Genomic DNA, 24,177 nt, shown 5'->3' with positions numbered 1-24,177 from the left:
GGCTTTATGCGCGAACCACATAACGCAGGCTGTTTGCCCATCCGCTTCAATATCGGCGGATTACCGATTGTCCGCTGCGATGATCCCACGCTCGCCGAACAACCTCTGTTCGAGCGCGCGCGCCGCGGCGAAGCCGTCGCTCAGCTCTGGCAGGCGCCGCAAGGGTTCGTGGTTCCTGGCAGTTACCGGAAATTCGCCAATCTGGCCGCCGTCAGCGACGCCTTTGCCGCCCGCGGCTGGCCGGTCTGGATGCGTCGATCCGGAGGCGGGCTGGTGCCGCAGGGGCCCGGGATCCTCAACCTGAGTCTTGCCTGGCCGGTAATCCAGCCATTAGGCGAAGCCGCCGAACCCATCTATCTGTTGTTATGTGGAATATTGCAACGGACGCTTTCGACTCTTGGCGTCGAAAGCCATTTTCAGGCTGTTAGCGGTTCTTTTTGCGACGGCCGCTATAATCTGGCCTGCGGTGAGGGAGAAAACGCGCGCAAGATTGCCGGTACCGCTCAATACTGGCGGCCCGTAGCCGAAAGCCAGGGTCACATCGTCCTGGCTCACGCCGTGATATTACTGGATGCCGATCTGCAGGCCGCGCATCAGGCGGCCAATGATATCGAGGCGCTGCTCGGCAGCGGTAAGGTCTACCGCGCGGACAAAACGATTACGCTCGCCGAATTATCGGCCGGTGAACCCGACCTCATCGAGCGATTCAGGCTGGCGCTAGCTAAGGCATTGCAACGGGTGTCTTAATAGCATCACTGGCGCGCTTTTTGACCGGCGGCGAGACGCAGCCGAGCCTGCTGTTCGATATTCTCCAGCAGTTCCTGCACATCGTCCTCGCCGATATCAAGGAACTGCCCTTCCATCAGCGCGGCGTGAATATCTTCGCGAGTGACTGCAATCCCCATCGGCACTACACTCGGCTTCACCTCTTCCGCCGCCAACGGATGCGGGTAGCGACGCCCGACCAGATTGTTGAAGACGATCGCCAGCAGCGCCAGCATCATGGAGTTCAGTAATACCGGGGTCAGCACAAACTGATAGCCTTCACTGTGTACGCCGGCTCCGCCAAGTATGGCCGTGAGCGCCACCGCGCCGCCAGGTGGATGCAGACAACGTAAAAAGTACATCCCGGCGATCGCCAGCGCCGCCGCCAGGCCGCAGGCGATTGCCGTATCCGGCACCAGTAGTCCGACGGTGACGCCGATCAGCGCCGAAAGCACGTTGCCGCCAACGATAGACCAGGGCTGAGCAAGCGGGCTGCTGGGCACGCCAAATAGCAATACCGCCGAGGCCCCCATCGGTGCAATAAACCACAGATTTACCTCACCCAACAGCCAGTGGCTGAACATACTGGTCACCGCAAGGCCCGTTCCGGCGCCGATCGATCCCAGCACAATATGCTTTTTAGCAACGGGTAAGGCATGAGGTTTTAAACGGCCGAGAAAAATACGCGCGCGAGAAAATAGCGGGCGCTGTAAAACGCGTAACATCGAACGAATCGCTCACATCATAGGAATAAATGATGTTTCATTGTCTTTATTTAACCATTCATTAACAACCATGTATTTATGATGCCTATTATTTGCAACTTTACCGGGCAGTGTGGGTTATGTGATTTTTACACCCTGCGTTAGAATCATCTTTCCCACCGGGGTTAAACCCACTCTACGGATTAAAGGTCACAATACGGTGAATAATAAGACAAATTTAACGAAAGAAGTGGCATGGGCCTGCCAGAATATGCCGCGTACCCTGCGTCAGGTGGCGGCCCTTCCCGACCTCAGCGAAGTGCGCCTGGCCTGCTGTATGCATCTCGATATGAAAATGATCCCGCTGGTGCAGGGGCTCCTTGAGAAAGGGGCGAAAGTCTTTCTGACCACCTGTAATCCAACCACCGTGCAGGATGAGGTTGTCTCCTGGCTGGTGGAGCGCGGCGCGGAAGCCTGCGCCTGGCGCAATATGAGTGACGCCGACTGGCAACAATCATGGGAAAAAGCCATCGCCTGGAGGCCAACTCACCTTTGTGAAATGGGTGCGGATATTACCACTCTGCTCCACCAGCGCGGCGAGTTCGGCAATGTCGTCGCCGGCCTTGAAGCCACCGGCTCCGGCGTCAATCGCCTCGGTGATATTCGCCCCGGCTACCCTATTTTTAACTGGGATGATCTGCCGGTCAAAGAAGGGCTACATAACCGCCATATGGTTGGCCTGACGGCCTGGCACACATTCTTCCAGACTACTCACCTGACCCTACATGAGAAAAAAGTGCTGGTGATCGGCTACGGCCTGGTCGGGCAAGGCGTCGCCGCCGCGGCAAAAGCCTTCGGCGGCCAGGTTATGGTGGCGGAAATCGATCCCGCGCGCCGTTTACAGGCCGCTTATGACGGCTGGCATGTCGTGGATTTACAGGATGCCATCGCATCAGCCGACGTCGTCGCTACCGCCACCGGCGGCAAAAAAGTGGTCAACAGCCTGGCGCTGGACAGTGCTAAAGATGGCGTATTTATTCTCAACGTCGGCCACGTGGCGGAAGAGATTGACTGCGAACACCTGCGCCAGTTCCCGCATGAAGAGGTTATGCCCTATATCAACGCTTATCGGATGCCGGGGAAAACAATCTATCTAATGGCCGATGGCTCAATGCTCAACCTTACCGCCGGTTTTGGCGATAGCCTGAATGCGTTTGATGTCACCCTTGCGGTGATGGCCAGCGGCATTCGTCATATTGTTACCGACGGCATGCAGGCTAAAGCGGATGTTTATCTGCTGCCGCAAAGCGTGTGGCAGCAGGCGCTGTAAGCACTATTTCGGGGGGCCGGTCGGCGCCCCGAAGCCACTTAACGGGTTTCCGGCAACACGATATTGCTCTCAGCCAGCGTCCCCATATTGTTGAACATAGCCCCTGCCGCCTCGACCAGATGCATGGCTAACGCCGCGCCGCTGCCCTCGCCTAAGCGCATGCCCATCTCCAGATAAGGTTGCAACTGCAGGTGCTCCAGCGCAATACTTGCCCCCTTCTCCGCCGACAGATGCGACGGAATCAGGTACGGATGCAACTGTGGCGCGATCCGGCAGGCCGCCAGTGCCGAAGCGTACGATAAAAAGCCATCGAGTATCACCGGCAATCCGCAGGAAGCGGCGCCCAGCATGACCCCGGCCATCCCGAGCAAGTCAAAACCGCCCACTTTTGCCAGCACGTCGAGGCCATCTTCGGATGAAGGCAGGTTGACCGCTATCGCCCGGCGTACCACTTCCACCTTGTGCGCCAGCTGCGATACCGGCAGGTTCGCGCCGATGCCCACAACATCGCCGGCATCATGATCGGTCAGCACGCTGACTACTGCCGCAGCGGGGGTCGTGTTAGCCATTCCTAATTCGCCCACGCCGAACAGACGCACGCCCTGCTCCGCAAGCTGACGGGTGTAGCGCATGCTCGCCAGCAGCAGCGTTTCAGCCTGCTCCCGGCTCATCGCCGCGGTACAGGCAATATTGCCGCTACCGCGCGCCACTTTCATATTTACCAGCCCAGGGATCGGTTCGGCGTCAATACCGATGTCAACTACCTGAACATCCGCCCCCGCCTGCGCTGCCAGCACGCAAACACCGGTATTCTTACGGGTCATATTGACCGCCTGAATCGCGGTCACCGCCTGTGGCGAGACGGTAACACCTTCATGCCAGACGCCGTGGTCGGCGCACATGACCACAATAGTTTTGCGTGCAAAATGTAGCCCGCCCTGTAGCCCCGGCATACCGGCTAACTGAATCGCCAGCGATTCCAGACGCCCCAGGCTGCCGGGAGGTTTCAACAAGCCGTCAATATGCTCACGAGCCCGCGACATCGCGCTTTCGTCCGGTCGCGGGATGGCCGCTAACCATTCAGTTATTGTATTCATATGCTTCCTGTCAGCGCGGTGTGTGCTCTATAGCAACGCCAGTAAAAAGATAACTTCGCCCAATTCAATGGCCGCCCCAAGCGTATCGCCGGTCTGCCCACCCAGCGTGCGCTTCAGCGTCTGGCCAAGCGCCGATACCACCAGCAGCGTTATAACCGCAGCCAGCAGGCCATGCACGCCCAGCAGCAGCGTTGCCAGCGCCAAGGATAGCGCCAGGGTAATGACGGTCTGACGGAAAGTCACCTTGCCAATAAATACGTTACCAAGCCCCTGCTCCCGGGCATAACGCTGGCGGTACATTAGCAGCACCGACATCCCACGAGCCACAGCGCAGGCAGCAGCCAACGCCGCCAGCATCGAGGTACCGCGCAGCGCCAGTTCGCTAATGACGAATACCTTCGCCACCAGCACAAAGATCAGCGCCAGCCCGCCGTGCGTCCCGAGCCGACTATCGCGCATGATCTCCAGCATCCGCTCGCGGCGGCGGGCGGAAAAGATCCCATCGCAGGTATCCGCCAGGCCATCAAGATGAAAACCGCCGGTCAGCAGCGCCAGCGCCAGTACGGCAAACAGCGCGGCCAACGGCAGGCCACACCAGGCATGAAGCGCCAGCATCACCAGCCCGGCAATCGCGCCGAGTAGAAATCCCACCAGAGGAAAAGTAACAATCCCGCGCTCATATTGATCGATTTCCAGCCCCTGCGACCAGCGGGCCGGAACCGGCAAGCGGCTCATAAAGGAAAGCGTGGCAAAGAACGATTTAATCATTTTATTTTGACTCCTATCCCTGAAACAACCAGCCACACCTCATCGGCAGCCGCGGCCAGCATCTGATTCACGCGCCCGGCAATATCACGAAAATGCCGCGCCAGCCGGTTGTCCGGCACGATTCCCAGCCCCACCTCATTGGTAACCAACAGCACCGGCGATGGGCAGGCGCGGCAGGCAGCAATCAGCTGAGTGATTTCTTGCGTGACTGCCTTTTCCATCGCAGCGTAATCCCATTCATCAGGATCCGTTTCCCCACCTTCAGCGAACAGAATATTGGTGACCAGTGTAGTGACGCACTCAAGCAAAATGGCTTCATCGGGTGCATTATCGGGGGTAATGAGTGGCGTCAGGTCACGGCTGCGCTCTGCAGTACGCCAGTGCGGCGGGCGGCTATTGCGGTGATGTTGAATGCGTGCGGCCATTTCATCGTCAATAGCGGCTGAAGTGGCGATATAAAGCACCGACGCGAAGGATTGGAGTAAAGATTCGGCGTGACGGCTTTTGCCGCTACGCGCGCCGCCGGTAATCAGTATCATCGCGGCGGTACCTGTAGCTGGGACAGCATGTGATAAACCCTTCCGGTATCAATAAGTTCACGGCGGCAGTATAACAAACTGTCGGCTTAAAGGGCGATGCTTATACGGAGGTTTAACGGCAGGAAGAGGAGGAGCCCGGCGGCAAGCACTGCCGCCGGAACTAATGAGTGGTTTATTCGCCGACTTTGGCTTCACCCATCACTTTGAGTTTTTTAGAGATGTCGCGACGTTCTTTCGACAGCTCGGCGTTCTTGATGATGTAATCGTCAACGCGGTCTTCATAATCGGTTTTCATGCTGGCGATGATACCCTGAATGGCTTCAACGCTCATACCCGGCTTGATGTAGTCGCTGAGGTTGTCCAGCAGCAGGACACGCTTCTGGTTATCACGGATCTTTTTCTCAACGTCCTGAATTTCACGCTGCAGCTTGTTCTTACGACGGAACAGACGAACAAACTCCAGAACGTCCTGGAAAGAAGGCTTAGTTGTTTCCATTTTTACACCCCTAATATTTGAGATTCGGATTCGCTAAAGCGACTGCCCTATAGGGCTAACATAACTGCTAGCAGTCGCTGATGACAATGTTTTTTCCTTTGCATTTATCATAACCCTAAATGCTGCTGAATCGAAGCAACCTGTTCACTTCGCGCACGTATCTGTCTTTTATTTGCGCAGCGCGCGGCAAATAAGGTGCGACAGCAGCTCAAGCTGGCGCGCCAGCTCAATGGTCAGCCAAACATAGCCGTGAATCGGCGTTTCCGACAGATTATCGCCCTGATGCTCTTTGATAAGCTGTCGCAACTCAACCACGATCTCGTTGAGCTTCTCGGTGTTGGCGCGTACCGGCTGCGGGTTTCCCTCATACAGGGCATGGGCGATAGTCAGCAACGTTTGCTGAGTCATCTGTTGGGTTTCACGCAACGTCTGGGCGTTAAGCATCACAAAATGGCCCTGACGAGAGGCCCAATAAGCGTTGATCTGCAGTTCCAGCATGCATACCAGATTACGGCTGACGGTCTGAATGGCTTCGAAGATTGCTTTCTGAATATGCGTTTCTTTGCTGGCCGGGGTTATCAACCCACGCATTTTCACCACATCATTGAGCGCTTTCTGAAGATGTTTTTCCAGCCGCGGGCGCTCAACCAGATTTGGCGAAAAACCGGCCTGATACAGCCGATTAAACGTTGTGACGTAATTCGCCATCTGGATGCGCCAGTGCAAAAACGCCCGCTGCGGCCAGATACCGGTAAACAGCATCGCCAACAGTGAACCGAAGATAACATCGCCGCTTCGCCACAGCGCGGTGTTCATATCGCCCGGCGGCGCGCCCACCACCACCGCCAGCGTAATGCCAATCAGCAGCGCCTGATAGGGCCGCTTGCCGAGCGCCAGCCAGCCGCAAAGGAACATCGCCACCGCGCACCACAGCACCATGATTGGCAGTGAGATAAGCTCGAGTTTGAGCGCCACCAGCCCCAGTACCGAACCGAGGATAGTGCCGCCAATACGTTCGAAGGCCCGCGGCACCACATTGCCCCAGAAAGAGATAGGCCCCATCACCACCACCAGGGTGATCAGAGGCCAGGTGCCCTCCGGCACGTTCAGCAGACGCACCAGCAGGAAGGTCAGGACAAAAGCCAGCGCGATGCGGATACCGTGCACAATTCGGTAATGACGATACAGACGGATCTCAAATGGCTTAAGTGATTTATCAGCGCGCACGGCCTGCTCCGGCAAACAGAAAAGGCCAATTGTAGCCGCTTTTTTCACGAGCGCACTGCGCTAATGTAAAAAACCTTGTCAAGATAAGGGATAACGACTTACGAGCCGATACGGTTCACCGCCACATACATCTCAATATCCCAGTGACCATCCTGGTTGCCATCGTTAAGATAAATTTCAAAACAGGGCTTATCCGCGATTTCGAACTCGCTGCTCTGCAGCAGGCTGTCAAAGAACTGCAGCCACGGCGTGGAGAAATCATGGTTAATGACCCGCGCGCTGGCGCAGGCGTAATCGCCACCGGCAATTGCGGTGAGGATGACCCCTTCACTATTCGGCGGGATGACGTAATCATCCGCCACGGTAACAACGGTGTCACAACGCAGTTTTTCCGCCGGTACCTGCTGCGGATTATCATAATATACCGCGACCCACTCCTGCGCAGGCACCTGGTGGTGACTGACCCACGCCGCCAGTTGTTCAAACCCCTGCTTTACGGTCTGCTCCCAGGGGCCAACCATATGAAACCCGGCAATCTTGCGGGCATCGAGAGATTGAATGCTGTAGTTCATAGCGCCTCCAGTGTTGATAAAATACTGTATAAATATACACCAAATTTAGCAGCCGGATGAACAACAGTATGTGCGCGGATTCACAGAGTCGCCACAAGTGCGAAATGAATACAGCCCGCCGCAGAGTGCGGCGGGGCAGAGGGTAACAAGATTAAATGCCGTGATGCAGATAATCGCTCAGGCGGGAAAACATCCCACCCCTGCCGACGCTTTCCAGGGTCACCAGCGGCCAATGCCCGACCACTTTGTCGCCATCGTAAAGAGAGATTTCGCCCACGCGTTGGTTAGCGGCAATCGGCGCTTCCAGATCCTTGGTATCAAGCACATATTTTGCTTTGATACGTGGAACTTCTGATTTCGGGATCGCGAGCCAGAAGTCCTGATCGGTGCCGAGCTTGATCTGCTCTTTGTCGCCATACCAGATATGTTCGACGCCAACCTGCTTACCTTTTTGCAGCACCTGAACGGTGTCAAAGTTCTGTTGACCCCAGTGCAGCAGCTTAGCCGCCTGCTCTTCTCGCCCTTTTGGACTATCGGCCCCCATCACCACGGCAATCAAACGGCGCTGGCCATCGACCGCCGAGGCAATAAGATTGAAGCCCGCTCCTGAGGTATGGCCGGTTTTCAGGCCATCGACATTCATGGTTTTGTCCCACAGCAAACCGTTACGGTTCTGCTGGGTGATACCATTCCACGTCAGGCTTTTTTCGCTATACATGTGATAGACATCCGGCTCGCCGTGAATAATCGCCCGCGACAACACCGCTAAATCATAGGCGGAGCTATGCTGGCCAGGCGCGTCGAGTCCGTGGACGGTTTCAAAATGGGTGTCTTTCAAATGCAATTTTTCAACGTAGCTATTCATCAACGCGACAAATTGCGGTTGGCCGCCGGCGACATAGTCAGCGAGCGCGACGCAGGCGTCATTACCGGAATCGACGATCAGCCCGCGGCTAAGATCGCGAACGCTAACCCGATCGCCCGCTTTAAGGAACATCAGCGAAGAACCGTTAAACACCGGATTGCCCTTGGCCCAGGCATCCTTACCGACGGTGACCATATCATCAAAGGTAATGCGATGGCTGTCGATGGCGCGGTCGACAACGTAACCGGTCATCAGTTTGGTCAGGCTGGCGGGGTTACGCTGTTGGTGTTCATTACCGGCGGTCAGGATTTGACCGGTAGTGTAGTCCATCAGCACCCAGGAACCGGCCTGGATCGATGGCGGCGTCACGGTGACGGGCAAATCAGCGGCAGCAAATGCGCAGGAAACGCTCGAAGCGAGCAAAGTTACAGCAAATAAAAAACGGCCTTTCAACGGCATATCCTCAAGATTTACAGATTCGCCGTCCTTTTTACGGAAGTTCGCCTGAGAGATCAGGGCTAAATTGCAAGAAAATATGACATGACAGTAGATGCATCTGACCGTTACCCTTCTGATGGCTCTACAAATCGTTTACCATACGGAATGCCTTACACCATGGATAACGAATCGATTATGCAAGACAGCGCCAATCAGCCTGGATTTTTATTCCACGACTACGAAACCTTCGGTACCAGCCCTTCGCTCGACCGGCCGGCGCAGTTCGCCGCCATCCGTACCGATAGCAATCTGAATGTCATTGGCGAACCGGAAGTCTTCTACTGCAAGCCTGCGGACGACTACCTGCCGCAACCACAGGCCGTGATGATTACCGGAATTACGCCACAGGAAGCGCTGGCCAAAGGCGACAACGAGGCCGCTTTCGCCCGCCGCATCAACGATCTGTTCACGGTGCCGAAAACCTGTATCGTCGGCTACAACAATGTCCGCTTTGATGATGAAGTCAGCCGTAATATTTTTTACCGCAACTTTTACGATCCGTACGCCTGGAGCTGGCAGCATGATAATTCGCGCTGGGACCTGCTGGATGTGATGCGCGCCTGCTATGCCCTGCGCCCGGAAGGTATCAACTGGCCTGAAAATGAAGACGGTCTGCCAAGCTTCCGCCTTGAGCATCTGACCGTCGCGAATGGCATAGAGCATAGCAATGCCCACGATGCGATGGCCGATGTGTACGCCACTATTGCGATGGCGAAACTGGTGAAGACCCATCAGCCGCGCCTGTTTGACTATCTGTACAGTCATCGAAATAAACGCAAGCTGGCGACGTTAATCGACGTGCCGCAGTTGAAACCACTGGTCCACGTTTCCGGTATGTTCGGCGCCGCCCGCGGCAACACTAGCCTGGTCGCGCCGCTGGCCTGGCATCCGGATAACCGCAATGCGGTGATTATGGTTGACCTGGCGGGAGATATGTCGCCGTTGTTGGAGCTCGACGCCGATACATTGCGCGAGCGCCTGTATACTCCGCGAGACGAACTCGGCGATTTACCGGCAGCACCGATTAAGCTGGTGCATTTAAATAAATGCCCGGTGCTGGCGCAGGCCAATACGTTGCGCCCGCAGGATGCCGACCGTTTAGGTATCAATATTCAGCGCTGCCTGGAGAACGCCCAACTGCTGCGCGCAAATCCGCAGGTACGTGAGAAAGTGGTGGCCCTGTATGCCGAAGCCGAACCGTTCGTGCCATCGGATAATGTTGACGCCCAACTGTACAACGGATTCTTTAGCGATGCCGATCGCGCGGCGATGAAGATAGTGCTGGAAACCGAACCGCGTAACCTGCCTGCGCTGGATATTACGTTTGCGGATAAACGCATTGAACACCTGCTGTTTAACTACCGCGCGCGAAACTTCCCCGGTACGCTTGATGAAAACGAACAGCAGCGCTGGTTAGAGCACCGCCGTAACGTCTTTACGCCAGAGTTTTTGCAGGCCTATGCCGATGAACTGCAGGTGATGTATCAACAGTATGCTGACGATAGTGAAAAACAAGCCCTGTTGAAAGCGCTGTGGCAATATGCGCAGGAAATCGTTTAACCCGGGCCAGGCCGTCACCGTAGCCCGGGAGTACTAACTTAACTTTTCGCGCGGCTGGCGATGATATCGTCGGCCACGTTACGCGGCGCTTCTGCGTAATGATGGAACTCCATGCTATAGGTCGCGCGACCCTGCGACATCGAGCGCAGCGTGGTGGAATAACCGAACATTTCGGCCAGCGGCACATCGGCGCGAATAATCTGGCTACCGAAACGCTCCTCCATCCCCTGCACCATTCCGCGACGGGAAGAGAGATCGCCCATAATATTGCCGGCGTACTCTTCCGGCGTCTCCACCTCGACGTGCATCACCGGCTCCAGGATCACCGGGTCCGCTTTTCGCGCCCCTTCCTTAAAGCCGAAAATCGCCGCCATACGGAAAGCCATTTCGGAGGAGTCGACGTCATGATACGAACCAAACGTTAGGGTCGCTTTAACGTCGACAACCGGATAGCCCGCCAGCACGCCGGTGCCCATCGCTTCACGCAGCCCTTTTTCCACAGAAGGGATGTATTCACGCGGTACGACTCCGCCTTTGGTGGCATCTTCAAACACAAAGCCGCTCCCCGCCGCCAATGGCTCCAGGGTCAGCACGACGTGCCCATACTGCCCCTTACCGCCGGACTGACGCACAAATTTGCCTTCCACATCCTTCACCGTTTTACGGATGGTTTCCCGATAGGTAACCTGCGGACGGCCAATATTCGCCTCAACGCCGAACTCGCGTTTCATGCGGTCGACGATAATCTCCAGATGCAACTCCCCCATCCCGGAGATAATCGTCTGCCCGGACTCTTCATCGGTATGCAAGCGGAACGACGGATCCTCGGAAGCCAACCGCTGTAGCGCAATGCCCATTTTCTCCTGGTCGGCCTTGGTCTTCGGTTCAATCGCCAGCGAAATGACCGGTTCCGGGAACTCCATACGCTCAAGAGTGATGACCGCATCCGGATCGCACAGCGTATCGCCCGTCGTGACATCTTTTAGACCAACACAGGCGGCAATATCACCGGCATGCAGCTCGTCGACTTCGTGGCGATCGTTGGCATGCATCAGCACGATGCGCCCGATACGCTCTTTCTTGCCCTTCACCGGGTTAAAGACCGCATCGCCTTTTTTCAACGTCCCGGAATAGACGCGAATAAAGGTCAACTGGCCGACGTAGGGATCGGTCATGAGTTTAAACGCCAGCGCCGACAGCGGCTCATCGTCGCTCGGGTGACGCTCCGCCGGTTCCCCCTTATCATCAATGCCCTGAATCGCCGGAATATCCAGCGGCGACGGCATTAACTCAACGACCGCATCGAGCATCCGCTGCACGCCTTTATTTTTAAAGGCGCTGCCGCAGAGCACCGGCTGGATTTCGCCGCCAACCGTGCGTTTACGTAGCCCGGCCACCATTTCCGCTTCGCTCAGTTCACCGCTTTCGAGATATTTATCCATCAGCTCATCACTGGCTTCCGCCGCAGCCGAAACCATTTTTTCCCGCCACTCCTGAGCCGTCGGCAGCAGGTCATCAGGCACAGGCGCATAGCTGAACGTCATCCCCTGCGTTGCATCATCCCACAGAATGGCCCGCATCTTTATCAGGTCGACGACGCCGGTAAAATGCTCTTCGGCGCCAATGGGGATAACAATCGGCACCGGATTGGCCTTCAGGCGATCGATCATCATTTGCACCACGCGGAAGAAATCGGCCCCCGGGCGGTCCATTTTGTTAACGAACGCCAAGCGCGGGACGTGATACTTATTAGCCTGCCGCCAGACGGTCTCCGACTGCGGCTGTACGCCGCCGACCGAGTCATAGACCATCACCGCGCCGTCCAGCACGCGCATCGAACGTTCTACTTCGATGGTAAAGTCCACGTGCCCCGGGGTATCAATGATATTGATACGATGGGGCTCAAAGCTTCGGTCCATCCCGGGCCAGAAGCAGCTTACCGCTGCGGAAGTAATGGTAATCCCACGCTCCTGCTCCTGCGCCATCCAGTCGGTAGTTGCCGCGCCATCGTGTACTTCACCCAGCTTATGGCTCATCCCGGTGTAAAACAGAATGCGCTCAGTGGTGGTGGTTTTGCCGGCATCGATATGCGCGGAGATACCGATGTTGCGATAACGTTCGAGGGGGATGGGTCGGGGCATGATGCGTCCTTAGTCATTTTGACTGTCAATGAGCGGCTAAATCTGCCGCGGTTAGGTTTACGGCATCTATAATAGTACAACTGTACGAGTATATTCGAACTATTTTCACTATCACTGCTATCGGTCAGCTTGCGACGGCGCGCGTGGCGCAAGAAAAGGAGTTTGGGTATAGTAGCCGCCAGCCGCCGATACGGGTTGCTGTTCGCGTGAACAGCACAACCGCCGACACAGGAATATTATGATCGCCAATCACCCCGAACGTGAACAAATTCGCCTCGAAAATGTTCTTTTTGCCCTGGGCAACCCCTTGCGGCTGGAAATCATTCGCACGCTCTCCGACGGCAGCGAGCAGAGTTGTAACGCATTGCGCAAAGAAGATATCGCTAAATCCACCATGACTCACCACTGGCGGGTGCTGCGCGACAGCGGCGTGATCTGGCAACGCCCTCAGGGGCGGGAAAATCTCATTTCGCTTCGCCGCGACGATTTGGATGCCCGTTTTCCAGGGCTGTTGGATACGCTGCTTAATGTGATGCGACAGGAGAAGTAAGCCATCCCTATGCCCCCGGTAAAGCGACAGCCGCCAGAGGGGAAAACCAGCGGACGCCAGAAACAAAAAAGCCGGAGGTCTCCCTCCGGCTTTTCTATCATAAAGCGTAATTATGCAACGTCTTCGTACTGCGGTACCGGGTTGCGGAAGCTTTTGGTTACGCACGCCAGGTAAATCAGACCGATACCGGCCCAGATCAGACCCAGGATCATCGAGCTCTCTTCCAGGTTAACCCACAGCGCGCCAACGGTCAGAGCGCCGCACATCGGCAGGAACAGATACTGGAAGTGGTCTTTCAGCGTCTTGTTGCGTTTCTCGCGGATCCAGAACTGCGAGATAACCGACAGGTTAACGAAGGTGAACGCCACCAGCGCACCGAAGTTAATCAGCGCAGTCGCCATCACCAGGTCAAAGTTAATCGCCAGCAGCGCGATCGCGCCAACCAGGATGATGTTCATCGCCGGGGTGCGCCAGGTCGGATGCACGTAGCCGAAGAAGCTTTTCGGGAATACGCCATCACGGCCCATCACGTACATCAGACGCGCAACGCCAGCATGCGCCGCCATACCGGAAGCCAGCACGGTGATGGTGGAGAAGATCAGCGCGCCTACCTGGAAGGCTTTACCTGCCACATACAGCATAATTTCAGGCTGTGAGGCATCCGGATCCTTAAAGCGCGAGATATCCGGGAAGTACAGCTGCAGGAAGTAGGTGGCAAAAATGAAGATCAGGCCGCCAATCAGCGCAGTCAGGAAGATAGCGCGCGGAATAACGCGTTCTGCATCTTTGGTCTCTTCAGACAGATTGCTGATGCCGTCAAAGCCGGTAAATGAGAAGCAGAGAATCGTCGCCCCGGTAATCATCGGGATAACGTGCGCATCGCCGGACCAGAACGGACGACTGCTGGCCAGCGTACCGGCGCCCTCGCCTTCAAATACGCCATACACCACCATGCCGAGGATCACGGCAATCAGTACCACCTGCAGCACCACGATAACGGTGTTGAAGTTGGCGACGGACTTGATGCTGCGCAGGTTAAAGGCGGTCATGAACGCGACCAGCGCGATAACAAACACCCACGATGGAATCGAAGGCACCAGCGCTTCAAAGTAGATTTTCGCCAACAGGATGTTGATCATCGGCGCGAACAGGTAGTCGAGCAGAGAAGACCAACCCACCATGAAGCCAACGGTCGGGCTAATGGATTTCTGGGCGTAGGTATACGCGGAACCCGCGGAAGGATAACGGCGTACCAGCTTCCCGTAGCTCAGCGCAGTAAAAAGAATAGCGATTAACGCAAAGGCGTAGGCCGTCGGCACGTGACCGTCGGTCATACCAGAGACGATACCAAACGTATCGAACAGCGTCATCGGCTGCATATAGGCCAGGCCCATCATTACAACCGGAACTAACGTAAGGGTTTTACGTAATTCCACGCGAGAGGTATTTGGAGTAGCGTTATGCGACATAGTTATCCCCTTTTACGGCGAAGGCCAGCGCGTAAGCAAAAAATTGCCCCATTTCTTTCTATTCCTCAGCGACAACGACTGTCGGTTTTTAGTAAATATCTATCCGGTACGAAGCCCGGCCTCTTGGTATTGAATGATGTGTCTTTCGACCAAAAAAATAACCGACACTTTAAAAAAAGCGTCGGCTAGTCTCTGGTTTTCAGGCTGCGTATTTTGCAACAACTTCTGGCTTAATGACAAGATGTTGAAAGGTTTATTAATAGGCTAAGAATTCTAACCGCCTAATATTCATACTATTTTAGTATTGTAGATCTGACGAATAGCACTATTTGCTAATATCGCTTCTAACCACCATTGCGCGGCAAGGCCAAAAACGTCTTCATTCCAGCCAATCCATGCCCGATGCAGCCGCGCAGGTGTGCTAATACGTTTCTCGACCAATTTTCCATTCTCCAGCCAGGCCTCTGCCAGATAGCGCGGCAGGTAAGCCCAGCCCAGGCCGGCGCATACCAGCTCCAGCAGGCTATTCATATCATAAACCGTCACACTCTCCTGCTTTTCGCTTTGCAGCAACCCGGCATTGCAAATAATCGCCCGATATCGCTGTAACACCCGCAAATTCAACGGTTCCTTAGCCTGCGCCAGTGGATGATTAATCGCGACCACAAAACACAGAGCCACATCGCCAAGCAGACTAAAACCATAACCCACCAGCGTTGGCGGCTCGTTAAGCGCGCCCAGCACCATGTCGACCTCGCCTGCCGCCAGAGCATCCCAACCGCCAGCGCTAGTGAACTGCAAACGGGTCACGTTGCGTTGTTGATAAAACTGTTCCATCAGTGAAGTTAAAAGAGAGAAAGGAAAAGTCATATCGACACTGATGGTCAGGGTATTTTCCCAGCCCTGATGTAGCCTGATGGCCTGCATCTCAAGTTCGCGAGCGGTATGGAGTAGCTCACGTCCTTTCTCCAGCAGCATCTGCCCGGTGCAAGTAAAGCGCGCCCGATGACCGCTGCGATCCAGCAGTTGGATATTCAGATCGCTTTCTAATTTATGGATGGTATAGCTCAGCGCCGAGGGGGTTTTATAGAGCTTTGCCGAAGCCGCGGCAAAGCTCCCCTCTTTTTCTAAGGCATCAAGAATTACGAGAACATCCAGCAGTGGTTTCATCGCCCCCCCTTACGGTACGCGATCGTCTGCTGGCGATTACTCCATTGGCATCACCAGCGGATCGGGGTACTGGTATTCAAAGCCAAGCTCATAGCATATCCGGTTGCCATCAATGATTTTGCCTTTACCCCCCTCCGGGTTATCGGTAAATACCGGTAACGGCAGCCCAAGTTCACGGGCCATCTGCGGATAAAAGACGCCGCGCGCCGGATGCTGCGGCGCACATATATTATAGATGTGTCCGCCTTTCGGGGCCTGAAGCAATAGCTCAATCGCGGCAATAACGTCCTGCAGATGCACCAGATTGACCCCGTGCTGGCCATCCGGGGCCGATTTACCGGCAAAGAAACGGCCCGGATGGCGCGATGGCCCAACCAACCCGGCGAGACGCAGAATATCCACCGAGGTGCCCGGCAACGCATGCAGCCAGTCTTCCAACTCTTTCAGTACCCTGCCGCTGGCGGTTTGTGGATTGCGCGGCGAATTTTCCTTCATCGTCCCTTCAGTATTGCCATAAACCGAGGTCGAACTGGTAAAAATAATGCGTGGAATATGCCGCGAGAGCGCGGTATCAACAATCTCCTGCACCGCCTGTAGATAAAAATCTTCCCCGGGGCCCGTGCGCCGCGCAGGTAACGTGATAACCAGCGCATCGACGTTCATCATCGCGTCCAGATCCTCAGCCTCACAGATCAGCTGGGGTTCAAGACGCAGCGGATATCCTTCAATACCGCACATCCGCGCCGCCTCCACGCCGTCCTGCGTCGTTTTACTGCCGGTGACATGCCAACCGCGCGCGCGCAATGACAACGCAAGCGGCATGCCCAGCCACCCTAACCCGACAATCGCGACCTTTTTCATACCCTGGCTCCTGACTCATTCGCTGTGCTGATACTAGGCTACGCTAGCCCGCGAGACCTGACAATTTGTTCGACGAATATGAAATGAATTAATGATGGAAAAAAGGGCTTGCTTTATGCGCCGCAACTGGTTTAGGTTAAAAGACATCAAATGCATAGTCATTCAAAGAGAATTTTATGAACAGCGTTCAATTTAAAAACCACCATCATCACCATCATCCTGACTAGTCTTTCAGGCGATGTGTGCTGGAAGACGTTTGGATCTTCCAGTGGTGCATGAACGCAAAGAGAGCCCCCGGAAGATTCACTTCCGGGGGCTTTTTTTTGGACCGAATTCGGACAGATTCAGACAGGTATTCAGAGGAAAACAACAATGTTAGACAACACCCGTTTACGCATAGCTATTCAGAAATCCGGCCGTTTGAGTGAAGATTCACGCGAACTGCTCGGCCGCTGCGGCATTAAAGTCAACCTGCACACCCAGCGTCTGATCGCCCTTGCGGAAAACATGCCGATCGATATTCTGCGCGTTCGCGATGACGATATTCCGGGGCTGGTGATGGACGGCGTTGTCGACCTTGGCATTATCGGCGAGAACGTGCTGGAAGAAGAACTGCTGAGCCGCCGCGCGCAGGGCGAAGACCCGCGCTACTTTACCCTGCGTCGTCTGGACTTTGGCGGATGCCGTCTGTCGCTTGCGACACCTGTGGATGAAAACTGGAATGGCCCGGCGGCGCTGGACGGCAAACGCATCGCCACCTCTTACCCGCACCTGTTAAAACGCTATCTCGATCAGAAAGGTATCTCCTTTAAATCCTGTCTGCTAAACGGTTCTGTCGAAGTCGCCCCGCGCGCTGGCCTTGCCGACGCCATCTGCGATCTCGTTTCTACCGGCGCAACCCTTGAAGCTAACGGCCTGCGCGAAGTTGAAGTTATTTATCGTTCCAAAGCCTGCCTGATCCAGCGCGACGGCGAGATGGACGAGGCGAAACAGCAGCTGATCGACCGTCTGCTGACCCGCATTCAGGGGGTTATCCAGGCCCGCGAATCGAAATACATCATGATGCACGCGCCGACCGAACGGCTGGAGGAAGTGGTGGCGCTGCTGCCGGGCGCCGAACGACCAACTATTCTGCCGCTGGCGGGCGATAAACAGCGGGTAGCGATGCACATGGTCAGCAGCGAAACTCTGTTCTGGGAAACCATGGAAAAACTGAAAGCGCTTGGCGCCAGCTCCATCCTGGTGCTGCCGATCGAGAAGATGATGGAGTAATCCAGCTATCCGCATACGGGACAAACAGGGGAAATGACTATGAGCTTCAATACCATTATCGACTGGAATAGCTGCAGCGCCGCACAACAGCAACAACTCTTAATGCGCCCGGCGATTTCAGCTTCCGAGAGCATCAGCAAAACGGTAGCCGGGATCCTCGGCAACGTTAAAGAGAATGGCGATGCCGCTTTACGCGAATATAGCGCCAAATTCGATAAAACCACCGTCACGGCGCTGAAAGTATCTGACGAAGAAATTGCCGCTGCCGGCGCGCGTCTCAGCGACGAACTCAAACAAGCGATGGCGGTAGCGGTCAACAATATCGAGACCTTTCACAACGCACAGCGGTTGCAGGTTGTCGATGTTGAGACCCAGCCCGGCGTACGCTGCCAGCAGCTTACCCGCCCTATCGCCTCTGTCGGCTTATATATTCCGGGCGGCTCGGCGCCGCTGTTTTCAACGGTGCTAATGCTGGCAACGCCAGCTCGCATTGCCGGCTGTCAGGAAGTGGTGCTGTGTTCGCCGCCGCCGATTGCCGATGAAATTCTTTATGCGGCGCAGCTGTGCGGCGTGCGTAATATCTTTAACGTCGGCGGCGCGCAGGCTATCGCGGCAATGGCCTTCGGCACCGAATCGGTGGCGAAAGTCGCTAAAATCTTTGGCCCTGGCAACGCCTTCGTCACCGAGGCCAAGCGCCAGGTCAGCCAGCGCCTCGACGGCGCGGCTATCGATATGCCTGCCGGCCCGTCGGAGGTTCTGGTGATTGCCGACGGCGGCGCAACGCCAGATTTCGTCGCCTCCGATTTACTCTCCCAGGCGGAACATGGCCCGGATTCCCAGGTTATCCTGCTGACCCCCGACGCCGACATGGGCTCCCGGGTCGCCGCAGCGGTTGAACGTCAGTTGGCTGCCCTGCCGCGTGCTGAAACCGCACGTGAAGCGCTTTCCGCCAGCCGTATTATTGTCGCTCGCGATCTCGCGCAATGTGTAGAGATCTCAAATCAGTACGGACCTGAGCACCTGATTATCCAGACCCGCAACGCCCGTGAACTGGTTGACGGCATTACCAGCGCTGGTTCGGTATTCCTCGGCGACTGGTCGCCAGAATCGGCAGGTGATTACGCCTCCGGCACCAACCACGTGCTGCCGACCTACGGCTACACTGCCACCTGTTCCAGCCTCGGTCTGGCGGATTTCCAAAAGCGCATGACCGTACAGGAGCTGACGCGTGAAGGCTTCGCCTCCCTCGCCCCGACTATCGAGATCCTGGCCGCAGCCGAACTGCTGACCGCCCACAAAAACGCCGTAATGCTGCGCGTAGCCGCCCTTAAGGAGCAAGCATGAGCATTGAAGACTTAGCCCGCGCCAATATTCGCGCGCTGACGCCGTATCAATCCGCCCGCCGTCTTGGGGGAAAAGGCGACGTGTGGTTGAACGCCAACGAATTCCCCACCGCCGTGGAATTCCAGTTGACCGAACAGACGTTAAACCGCTATCCGGAACCACAGCCGAAAGCGGTTATCGAAAACTACGCGCAATATGCCGGCGTAAAACCAGAGCAGGTACTGGTGAGCCGCGGGGCTGACGAAGGTATCGAGTTATTGATCCGCGCTTTTTGCGAACCCGGCGAGGACGCGGTCCTTTATTGCCCGCCTACCTACGGCATGTACAGCGTCAGCGCCGAAACCATCGGCGTTGAGTGCCGCACGGTGCCGACGCTCGCCGACTGGCAGCTCGATTTGCCAGGTATCGAGGCCAATCTCACCGGCGTGAAAGTAGTGTTTGTCTGCAGCCCGAATAATCCAACCGGGCAGATAATCAATCCGCAAGATTTCCGCGCCCTGCTGGAAATGACGCGCGGTAAAGCTATCGTGGTAGCGGATGAAGCCTATATTGAGTTCTGCCCGCAGGCGTCGCTCGCTGGTTGGCTAAATGAATACCCGCACCTGGTTATCCTGCGCACCTTATCGAAAGCCTTTGCGCTGGCGGGGTTGCGCTGCGGTTTTACGCTGGCTAACGCAGAGGTAATTAATGTACTGCTAAAAGTCATCGCACCTTATCCGCTCTCGACGCCGGTCGCCGATATCGCCGCCCAGGCATTAAGCCCGGCAGGCATTGCCGCTATGCGCGCACGCGTGGCGCAGATCCTGGATGAACGCGCATACCTGGTCGATGCGCTGCGCGAGATCGCCTGCGTCGAACAGGTGTTCGATTCCGAGACCAACTACCTGCTGGCGCGGATAACCGCCTCCAGCGCGGTGTTTAAATCTTTGTGGGATCAGGGCATTATCTTACGTGACCAAAATAAACAACCCTCATTAAGCGGCTGTTTGCGTATCACTATCGGTACCCGTGCAGAGAGCCAGCGCGTGATTGACGCTTTGACTGCGGAGAATGTATGACCCAGAAGTTTCTCTTTATTGACCGTGACGGTACGCTTATCTCTGAACCGCCGGTTGATTTTCAGGTAGACCGGTTTGAAAAACTGGCCTTCGAGCCGCAGGTGATCCCGGCGCTGCTTAAGCTGCAGCAGGAAGGCTATAAGCTGGTGATGATCACCAACCAGGACGGCCTTGGTACCGAAAGCCTGCCGCAGGAGGAATTCGACGGCCCACACAACCTGATGATGCAGGTCTTCTCCTCGCAGGGCGTTAACTTTGAATCCGTCCTGATCTGCCCGCACATGCCTGGTGATAACTGTGACTGCCGCAAGCCGAAGACCCAGATGGTATTGCCGTGGCTGGAAGACGGCGTAATGGATAAAGCCCACAGTTACGTCATCGGCGATCGCGCCACCGATATCGAGTTGGCGGATAACATGGGCATCACCGGCCTGCGCTATAACAGTGAAACGCTGAACTGGCCGACCATCTGCGAACAGCTGACCCGTCGCGACCGCTATGCTCACGTTGAGCGCATCACCAAAGAGACCCAGGTTGACGTTAAAGTCTGGCTGGACCGTGAAGGTGGCAGTAAGATCCACACCGGCGTTGGTTTCTTCGATCACATGCTCGATCAGATCGCCACCCACGGCGGCTTTCGCCTGGAAATTAACGTCGGCGGCGATCTTTACATCGACGATCACCACACCGTAGAAGATACCGGCCTGGCGTTAGGCGAAGCGTTGAAGCTGGCGCTGGGTGATAAGCGCGGCATTAACCGCTTTGGCTTTGTGCTGCCGATGGATGAGTGCCTGGCGCGGTGCGCGCTGGATATCTCTGGCCGTCCGCACCTCGAATATAAAGCTGACTTCACCTATCAGCGCGTTGGCGACCTGAGCACCGAGATGGTCGAACACTTCTTCCGCTCGCTCTCCTATACCATGGCGGTGACGCTGCACCTGAAAACCAAAGGTAAAAACGATCATCACCGCGTCGAGAGCCTGTTCAAAGCCTTCGGTCGTACGCTGCGCCAGGCCATTCGGGTCCAGGGCGACACGTTGCCATCGTCAAAAGGGGTATTGTGATGAACGTGGTGATCCTCGATACCGGGTGCGCCAACCTCAACTCGGTGAAATCTGCGGTGAGCCGCCACGGCTATGAGCCAGTGGTCAGCCGCGAGCCGGATGTTGTTCTACGCGCCGATAAACTTTTTCTGCCCGGCGTCGGCACCGCGCAGGCTGCGATGGATCAGCTGCGCGAACGCGAACTCATTGAGCTTATTAAAGCTTGTACCCAGCCGGTGCTGGGGATCTGTCTTGGCATGCAGTTACTCGGGAGCCGCAGCGAAGAGACAAACGGCGTCGAGCTGCTGGGCATTATTGATGAAGAGGTGCCGAAAATGACCGATCACGGACTGCCGCTGCCGCATATGGGATGGAACCGGGTGTATGCCAAAGCCGGCGATCGCCTGTTCCGCGGCATTGAAGAAGGCGCTTATTTCTATTTCGTCCATAGCTACGCCATGCCGGTCAACCCGTACACTATCGCGCAATGCAACTACGGCGAGGCCTTCACCGCAGCGGTGCAGAAAGATAACTTCTTTGGCGTACAGTTCCACCCTGAGCGCTCAGGTAGCGCCGGTGCGCAGCTGCTAAAAAATTTCCTGGAGATGTAATGATCATTCCAGCTTTAGATTTAATTGACGGTACCGTGGTGCGCCTGCATCAGGGCGACTACGGCCAGCAACGCGACTATGGCAACGATCCGTTACCACGCCTGCAATCCTATGCAGACCAGGGCGCGGAAGTATTGCACCTGGTCGATCTGACCGGAGCAAAAGATCCGGCAAAACGCCAGATTCCGCTGCTTAAGACCTTAGTCGCCGGCGTTACGGTACCGGTACAGGTCGGCGGCGGCGTACGTACAGAAGAAGACGTTGCCGCACTGCTTGACGCCGGCGTGGCGCGCGTGGTGGTCGGTTCAACGGCGGTAAAATCGCCGGAGGTGGTCAAAGCCTGGTTTAAACGCTTTGGCCCCGAACATCTGGTACTGGCGCTGGACGTACGCATTGATGCCGATGGCAATAAACAGGTGGCGGTGAGCGGCTGGCAGGAAAACTCTGGCGTCACTCTGGAAGAGCTAGTGGAGAGCTATCTGCCGGTCGGCTTGCAACATGTGCTGTGTACCGATATCTCCCGCGATGGCACTCTCGCGGGTTCCAACGTCTCACTGTATGAAGAAGTCTGCGCACGTTATCCGCAGGTGGCGTTCCAGTCTTCCGGTGGGATCGGCGGTCTCAACGATATTGCCGCGCTGCGCGGAACCGGCGTTCGCGGCGTGATCGTCGGCCGCGCGCTGCTGGAAGGTAAATTCAACGTAACGGAGGCTATCCAATGCTGGCAAAACGGATAATCCCCTGCCTTGACGTCCGCGACGGCCAGGTAGTGAAAGGCGTACAGTTCCGCAATCACGAAATTATCGGCGATATTGTGCCGCTGGCAAAACGCTATGCCGATGAAGGCGCGGATGAACTGGTGTTCTACGATATCACCGCCTCCAGCGATGGTCGGGTAGTCGATAAAAGTTGGGTTTCGCGCGTGGCGGAAGTGATTGATATTCCATTCTGCGTCGCGGGCGGGATTAAATCTCTGGAAGACGCAGCGCAGATCCTCTCCTTCGGCGCAGATAAAATTTCAATTAACTCGCCTGCGCTTGCGGATCCAACGTTAATTACCCGCCTCGCCGATCGCTTTGGCGTGCAGTGCATCGTGGTAGGTATCGATACCTGGTTTGATGAACAAACCGGTAAATATCACGTTAATCAGTACACCGGCGATGAGAGCCGGACTCGCGTCACCCAATGGGAGACGCTGGATTGGGTGCAGGAAGTACAAAAACGCGGAGCGGGAGAAATCGTCCTCAACATGATGAACCAGGACGGCGTGCGCAACGGTTACGATCTGGATCAGCTCAGAAAGGTCCGTGAAGTGTGTAACGTTCCGTTAATTGCCTCCGGCGGCGCCGGAACCATGGAGCACTTCCTTGAGGCCTTCCGCGACGCCAACGTCGATGGCGCCCTCGCCGCTTCCGTATTCCATAAACAGATTATTAATATTGGCGAATTAAAAACGTTCCTGGCAGCCCAGGGCGTGGAGATCAGGGTATGTTGAGTGAACAGCTGGATTGGCAAAAAACCGACGGCATGATGCCGGCCATCATACAGCACGCTGAATCTGGCGAAGTGTTAATGCTGGGATATATGAATGAGGACGCGCTGGCGAAAACGCAAGAAAGCGGCAAAGTGACCTTCTACTCGCGCACCAAACAGCGCCTGTGGACAAAGGGTGAAACCTCCGGCAACTTTCTTAATGTGGTCAGCATCACCCCGGATTGCGATAACGATACCTTGCTAGTATTGGTCGACCCGATAGGCCCGACCTGCCACAAAGGGACGTCAAGCTGCTTCGGGGAAACCGGACACCAGTGGTTGTTCCTCTATCAACTGGAACAACTGCTGGCCGAGCGCAAGCATGCCGACCCGGAGAGCTCATACACTGCGAAACTGTATGCCAGCGGCACCAAACGTATTGCGCAGAAAGTGGGAGAAGAAGGCGTGGAGACCGCGCTGGCCGCGACGGTAAATGACAAGTTTGAACTGAAGAATGAGGCGTCAGACCTGATGTATCACCTGCTGGTGCTGTTGCAGGACCAGGGGCTGAATTTGACCGATATCGTGGAAAACTTACGCAACAGGCATAAGTAAAAACAGCCTAACTGATAGTATCCATTGCGCCCGTATAGCGCAATTAGCAGTGAGTTTGAGAGCCTCCATTTCACAACATCTGTAGCTGAAATAGGCTCTCCCTCGATTAAAGAAAATTATAAAATAGTTTAATTGCGCTCTTATCTACC

Annotated in this window: 25 protein-coding genes and 1 other annotated feature; of the genes, 13 read left to right on the top strand and 12 right to left on the bottom strand. The window is 55.8% G+C overall.

Annotated features, from left to right (window positions below):
* The first annotated feature begins 6 nt into the window (after window positions 1-6).
* The gene (locus ABLV07_RS04615; protein ID WP_063402463.1) at window positions 7-747 is read left to right on the top strand and encodes a hypothetical protein; all 741 of its coding nucleotides are present in this window, start codon (window positions 7-9) and stop codon (window positions 745-747) included.
* Window positions 748-752: 5 nt separating this feature from the next.
* Here ABLV07_RS04615 and ABLV07_RS04610 read toward each other — a convergent pair whose 3' ends face one another.
* Window positions 753-1,490 carry an HPP family protein gene (locus ABLV07_RS04610; RefSeq protein WP_063402464.1) on the bottom strand — a complete coding sequence of 246 codons (738 nt, stop codon included), beginning with the start codon at window positions 1,488-1,490 and terminating at the stop codon, window positions 753-755.
* Window positions 1,491-1,689: 199 nt separating this feature from the next.
* On the opposite strand from ABLV07_RS04610, the gene ABLV07_RS04605 reads away from it, so the two are divergent.
* Window positions 1,690-2,799, top strand: coding sequence for an adenosylhomocysteinase (locus tag ABLV07_RS04605; RefSeq protein WP_063402465.1), 1,110 nt, complete (start codon window positions 1,690-1,692; stop codon window positions 2,797-2,799).
* Between the two features lie 38 nt (window positions 2,800-2,837).
* Here the strand turns inward: ABLV07_RS04605 and cobT are convergent, their stop codons facing one another.
* The 7 genes from cobT to dacD all read right to left on the bottom strand — a co-directional run bounded on the left by cobT (window position 2,838) and on the right by dacD (window position 8,816).
* Entirely contained in the window at window positions 2,838-3,896 is a 1,059-nt protein-coding gene (gene cobT, locus ABLV07_RS04600; protein WP_042895701.1) for a nicotinate-nucleotide--dimethylbenzimidazole phosphoribosyltransferase, read from the bottom strand.
* A gap of 27 nt (window positions 3,897-3,923) precedes the next feature.
* The gene (gene cobS, locus ABLV07_RS04595) at window positions 3,924-4,664 is read right to left on the bottom strand and encodes an adenosylcobinamide-GDP ribazoletransferase (RefSeq protein ID WP_348853563.1); all 741 of its coding nucleotides are present in this window, start codon (window positions 4,662-4,664) and stop codon (window positions 3,924-3,926) included.
* Window positions 4,661-5,203 carry a bifunctional adenosylcobinamide kinase/adenosylcobinamide-phosphate guanylyltransferase gene (cobU, locus tag ABLV07_RS04590; RefSeq protein ID WP_048231084.1) on the bottom strand — a complete coding sequence of 181 codons (543 nt, stop codon included), beginning with the start codon at window positions 5,201-5,203 and terminating at the stop codon, window positions 4,661-4,663. The genes cobS and cobU overlap by 4 nt, the downstream gene beginning before the upstream one ends.
* A gap of 172 nt (window positions 5,204-5,375) precedes the next feature.
* Window positions 5,376-5,699 (bottom strand): DUF496 family protein, encoded by a 324-nt coding sequence (locus ABLV07_RS04585; protein WP_015365834.1) that lies wholly within the window; start codon window positions 5,697-5,699, stop codon window positions 5,376-5,378.
* A gap of 168 nt (window positions 5,700-5,867) precedes the next feature.
* Entirely contained in the window at window positions 5,868-6,926 is a 1,059-nt protein-coding gene (locus ABLV07_RS04580; protein ID WP_020078369.1) for an FUSC family protein, read from the bottom strand.
* 98 nt (window positions 6,927-7,024) lie between these two features.
* Window positions 7,025-7,498 carry a DNA gyrase inhibitor SbmC gene (gene sbmC, locus ABLV07_RS04575; RefSeq protein ID WP_020078368.1) on the bottom strand — a complete coding sequence of 158 codons (474 nt, stop codon included), beginning with the start codon at window positions 7,496-7,498 and terminating at the stop codon, window positions 7,025-7,027.
* Between the two features lie 151 nt (window positions 7,499-7,649).
* On the bottom strand, window positions 7,650-8,816 hold the full coding sequence (dacD, locus tag ABLV07_RS04570) for a serine-type D-Ala-D-Ala carboxypeptidase DacD (RefSeq protein WP_032715591.1): 1,167 nt from the start codon (window positions 8,814-8,816) through the stop codon (window positions 7,650-7,652).
* A 180-nt stretch (window positions 8,817-8,996) separates the two neighbouring features.
* Here dacD and sbcB point away from each other — a divergent pair, with 180 nt between their 5' ends.
* Window positions 8,997-10,421, top strand: coding sequence for an exodeoxyribonuclease I (gene sbcB, locus ABLV07_RS04565; RefSeq protein WP_348853586.1), 1,425 nt, complete (start codon window positions 8,997-8,999; stop codon window positions 10,419-10,421).
* A gap of 38 nt (window positions 10,422-10,459) precedes the next feature.
* Here the strand turns inward: sbcB and fusA are convergent, their stop codons facing one another.
* A complete protein-coding gene (fusA, locus tag ABLV07_RS04560) occupies window positions 10,460-12,562 on the bottom strand; it encodes an elongation factor G (RefSeq protein ID WP_348853562.1) in 2,103 nt (700 codons plus the stop codon).
* A gap of 238 nt (window positions 12,563-12,800) precedes the next feature.
* Here fusA and ABLV07_RS04555 point away from each other — a divergent pair, with 238 nt between their 5' ends.
* Window positions 12,801-13,112, top strand: coding sequence for a helix-turn-helix domain-containing protein (locus tag ABLV07_RS04555; protein WP_015365828.1), 312 nt, complete (start codon window positions 12,801-12,803; stop codon window positions 13,110-13,112).
* A gap of 110 nt (window positions 13,113-13,222) precedes the next feature.
* Here ABLV07_RS04555 and plaP read toward each other — a convergent pair whose 3' ends face one another.
* The 3 genes from plaP to ABLV07_RS04540 all read right to left on the bottom strand — a co-directional run bounded on the left by plaP (window position 13,223) and on the right by ABLV07_RS04540 (window position 16,612).
* Window positions 13,223-14,581, bottom strand: a complete 1,359-nt coding sequence (gene plaP, locus ABLV07_RS04550) for a putrescine/proton symporter PlaP (RefSeq protein WP_015365827.1) — start codon at window positions 14,579-14,581, stop codon at window positions 13,223-13,225.
* 288 nt (window positions 14,582-14,869) lie between these two features.
* Entirely contained in the window at window positions 14,870-15,751 is an 882-nt protein-coding gene (locus ABLV07_RS04545) for a LysR substrate-binding domain-containing protein (RefSeq protein ID WP_348853560.1), read from the bottom strand.
* 36 nt (window positions 15,752-15,787) lie between these two features.
* Window positions 15,788-16,612: an SDR family oxidoreductase gene (locus ABLV07_RS04540; RefSeq protein ID WP_015365825.1), complete on the bottom strand. Its 825-nt coding sequence runs from the start codon at window positions 16,610-16,612 to the stop codon at window positions 15,788-15,790.
* 176 nt (window positions 16,613-16,788) lie between these two features.
* On the opposite strand from ABLV07_RS04540, the gene hisL reads away from it, so the two are divergent.
* The 9 genes from hisL to hisIE all read left to right on the top strand — a co-directional run bounded on the left by hisL (window position 16,789) and on the right by hisIE (window position 24,028).
* Window positions 16,789-16,839, top strand: a complete 51-nt coding sequence (gene hisL / locus ABLV07_RS04535; protein WP_009654477.1) for a his operon leader peptide — start codon at window positions 16,789-16,791, stop codon at window positions 16,837-16,839.
* Window positions 16,815-16,937, top strand: a sequence feature (His leader region). Its footprint overlaps the gene before it by 25 nt.
* A 47-nt stretch (window positions 16,938-16,984) precedes the next feature.
* Window positions 16,985-17,884: an ATP phosphoribosyltransferase gene (gene hisG / locus ABLV07_RS04530; protein ID WP_015365824.1), complete on the top strand. Its 900-nt coding sequence runs from the start codon at window positions 16,985-16,987 to the stop codon at window positions 17,882-17,884.
* A gap of 39 nt (window positions 17,885-17,923) precedes the next feature.
* Window positions 17,924-19,228, top strand: coding sequence for a histidinol dehydrogenase (gene hisD, locus ABLV07_RS04525; RefSeq protein ID WP_348853558.1), 1,305 nt, complete (start codon window positions 17,924-17,926; stop codon window positions 19,226-19,228).
* Window positions 19,225-20,286, top strand: coding sequence for a histidinol-phosphate transaminase (hisC, locus tag ABLV07_RS04520; protein WP_045379279.1), 1,062 nt, complete (start codon window positions 19,225-19,227; stop codon window positions 20,284-20,286). The genes hisD and hisC overlap by 4 nt, the downstream gene beginning before the upstream one ends.
* Window positions 20,283-21,350 (top strand): bifunctional histidinol-phosphatase/imidazoleglycerol-phosphate dehydratase HisB, encoded by a 1,068-nt coding sequence (hisB, locus tag ABLV07_RS04515; RefSeq protein ID WP_047045727.1) that lies wholly within the window; start codon window positions 20,283-20,285, stop codon window positions 21,348-21,350. Before hisC ends, hisB begins: the two co-directional genes overlap by 4 nt.
* Window positions 21,350-21,940 (top strand): imidazole glycerol phosphate synthase subunit HisH, encoded by a 591-nt coding sequence (hisH, locus tag ABLV07_RS04510; RefSeq protein ID WP_020078356.1) that lies wholly within the window; start codon window positions 21,350-21,352, stop codon window positions 21,938-21,940. Before hisB ends, hisH begins: the two co-directional genes overlap by 1 nt.
* Window positions 21,940-22,677 (top strand): 1-(5-phosphoribosyl)-5-[(5-phosphoribosylamino)methylideneamino]imidazole-4-carboxamide isomerase, encoded by a 738-nt coding sequence (gene hisA, locus ABLV07_RS04505; protein ID WP_015365819.1) that lies wholly within the window; start codon window positions 21,940-21,942, stop codon window positions 22,675-22,677. Before hisH ends, hisA begins: the two co-directional genes overlap by 1 nt.
* Window positions 22,659-23,435, top strand: coding sequence for an imidazole glycerol phosphate synthase subunit HisF (gene hisF, locus ABLV07_RS04500; protein WP_015365818.1), 777 nt, complete (start codon window positions 22,659-22,661; stop codon window positions 23,433-23,435). Before hisA ends, hisF begins: the two co-directional genes overlap by 19 nt.
* Window positions 23,429-24,028 carry a bifunctional phosphoribosyl-AMP cyclohydrolase/phosphoribosyl-ATP diphosphatase HisIE gene (gene hisIE / locus ABLV07_RS04495; protein ID WP_348853557.1) on the top strand — a complete coding sequence of 200 codons (600 nt, stop codon included), beginning with the start codon at window positions 23,429-23,431 and terminating at the stop codon, window positions 24,026-24,028. Before hisF ends, hisIE begins: the two co-directional genes overlap by 7 nt.
* Window positions 24,029-24,177 lie beyond the last annotated feature (149 nt).

The organism is Klebsiella sp. CN_Kp097, from assembly GCF_040064495.1.
Taxonomy (GTDB): Bacteria; Pseudomonadota; Gammaproteobacteria; order Enterobacterales; family Enterobacteriaceae; genus Klebsiella; species Klebsiella aerogenes.
The sequence above is the reverse complement of the archived record's forward strand: the minus strand, read 5'-3'. Positions and strand labels throughout refer to the sequence as shown.

What these genes read in the sequence shown, in the direction of transcription:
- ABLV07_RS04585 (WP_015365834.1), bottom strand. Translation starts at nt 5,699, where the DNA reads ATGGAAACAACTAAGCCTTCTTTCCAGGACGTTCTGGAGTTTGTTCGT.
- hisF (WP_015365818.1), top strand. Translation starts at nt 22,659, where the DNA reads ATGCTGGCAAAACGGATAATCCCCTGCCTTGACGTCCGCGACGGCCAG.
- cobU (WP_048231084.1), bottom strand. Translation starts at nt 5,203, where the DNA reads ATGATACTGATTACCGGCGGCGCGCGTAGCGGCAAAAGCCGTCACGCC.
- hisIE (WP_348853557.1), top strand. Translation starts at nt 23,429, where the DNA reads ATGTTGAGTGAACAGCTGGATTGGCAAAAAACCGACGGCATGATGCCG.
- hisA (WP_015365819.1), top strand. Translation starts at nt 21,940, where the DNA reads ATGATCATTCCAGCTTTAGATTTAATTGACGGTACCGTGGTGCGCCTG.
- hisD (WP_348853558.1), top strand. Translation starts at nt 17,924, where the DNA reads ATGAGCTTCAATACCATTATCGACTGGAATAGCTGCAGCGCCGCACAA.
- sbcB (WP_348853586.1), top strand. Translation starts at nt 8,997, where the DNA reads ATGCAAGACAGCGCCAATCAGCCTGGATTTTTATTCCACGACTACGAA.
- ABLV07_RS04610 (WP_063402464.1), bottom strand. Translation starts at nt 1,490, where the DNA reads ATGTTACGCGTTTTACAGCGCCCGCTATTTTCTCGCGCGCGTATTTTT.
- sbmC (WP_020078368.1), bottom strand. Translation starts at nt 7,498, where the DNA reads ATGAACTACAGCATTCAATCTCTCGATGCCCGCAAGATTGCCGGGTTT.
- ABLV07_RS04555 (WP_015365828.1), top strand. Translation starts at nt 12,801, where the DNA reads ATGATCGCCAATCACCCCGAACGTGAACAAATTCGCCTCGAAAATGTT.
- ABLV07_RS04545 (WP_348853560.1), bottom strand. Translation starts at nt 15,751, where the DNA reads ATGAAACCACTGCTGGATGTTCTCGTAATTCTTGATGCCTTAGAAAAA.
- ABLV07_RS04540 (WP_015365825.1), bottom strand. Translation starts at nt 16,612, where the DNA reads ATGAAAAAGGTCGCGATTGTCGGGTTAGGGTGGCTGGGCATGCCGCTT.
- hisC (WP_045379279.1), top strand. Translation starts at nt 19,225, where the DNA reads ATGAGCATTGAAGACTTAGCCCGCGCCAATATTCGCGCGCTGACGCCG.
- hisG (WP_015365824.1), top strand. Translation starts at nt 16,985, where the DNA reads ATGTTAGACAACACCCGTTTACGCATAGCTATTCAGAAATCCGGCCGT.
- cobS (WP_348853563.1), bottom strand. Translation starts at nt 4,664, where the DNA reads ATGATTAAATCGTTCTTTGCCACGCTTTCCTTTATGAGCCGCTTGCCG.
- ABLV07_RS04615 (WP_063402463.1), top strand. Translation starts at nt 7, where the DNA reads ATGCGCGAACCACATAACGCAGGCTGTTTGCCCATCCGCTTCAATATC.
- plaP (WP_015365827.1), bottom strand. Translation starts at nt 14,581, where the DNA reads ATGTCGCATAACGCTACTCCAAATACCTCTCGCGTGGAATTACGTAAA.
- hisB (WP_047045727.1), top strand. Translation starts at nt 20,283, where the DNA reads ATGACCCAGAAGTTTCTCTTTATTGACCGTGACGGTACGCTTATCTCT.
- cobT (WP_042895701.1), bottom strand. Translation starts at nt 3,896, where the DNA reads ATGAATACAATAACTGAATGGTTAGCGGCCATCCCGCGACCGGACGAA.
- hisH (WP_020078356.1), top strand. Translation starts at nt 21,350, where the DNA reads ATGAACGTGGTGATCCTCGATACCGGGTGCGCCAACCTCAACTCGGTG.
- fusA (WP_348853562.1), bottom strand. Translation starts at nt 12,562, where the DNA reads ATGCCCCGACCCATCCCCCTCGAACGTTATCGCAACATCGGTATCTCC.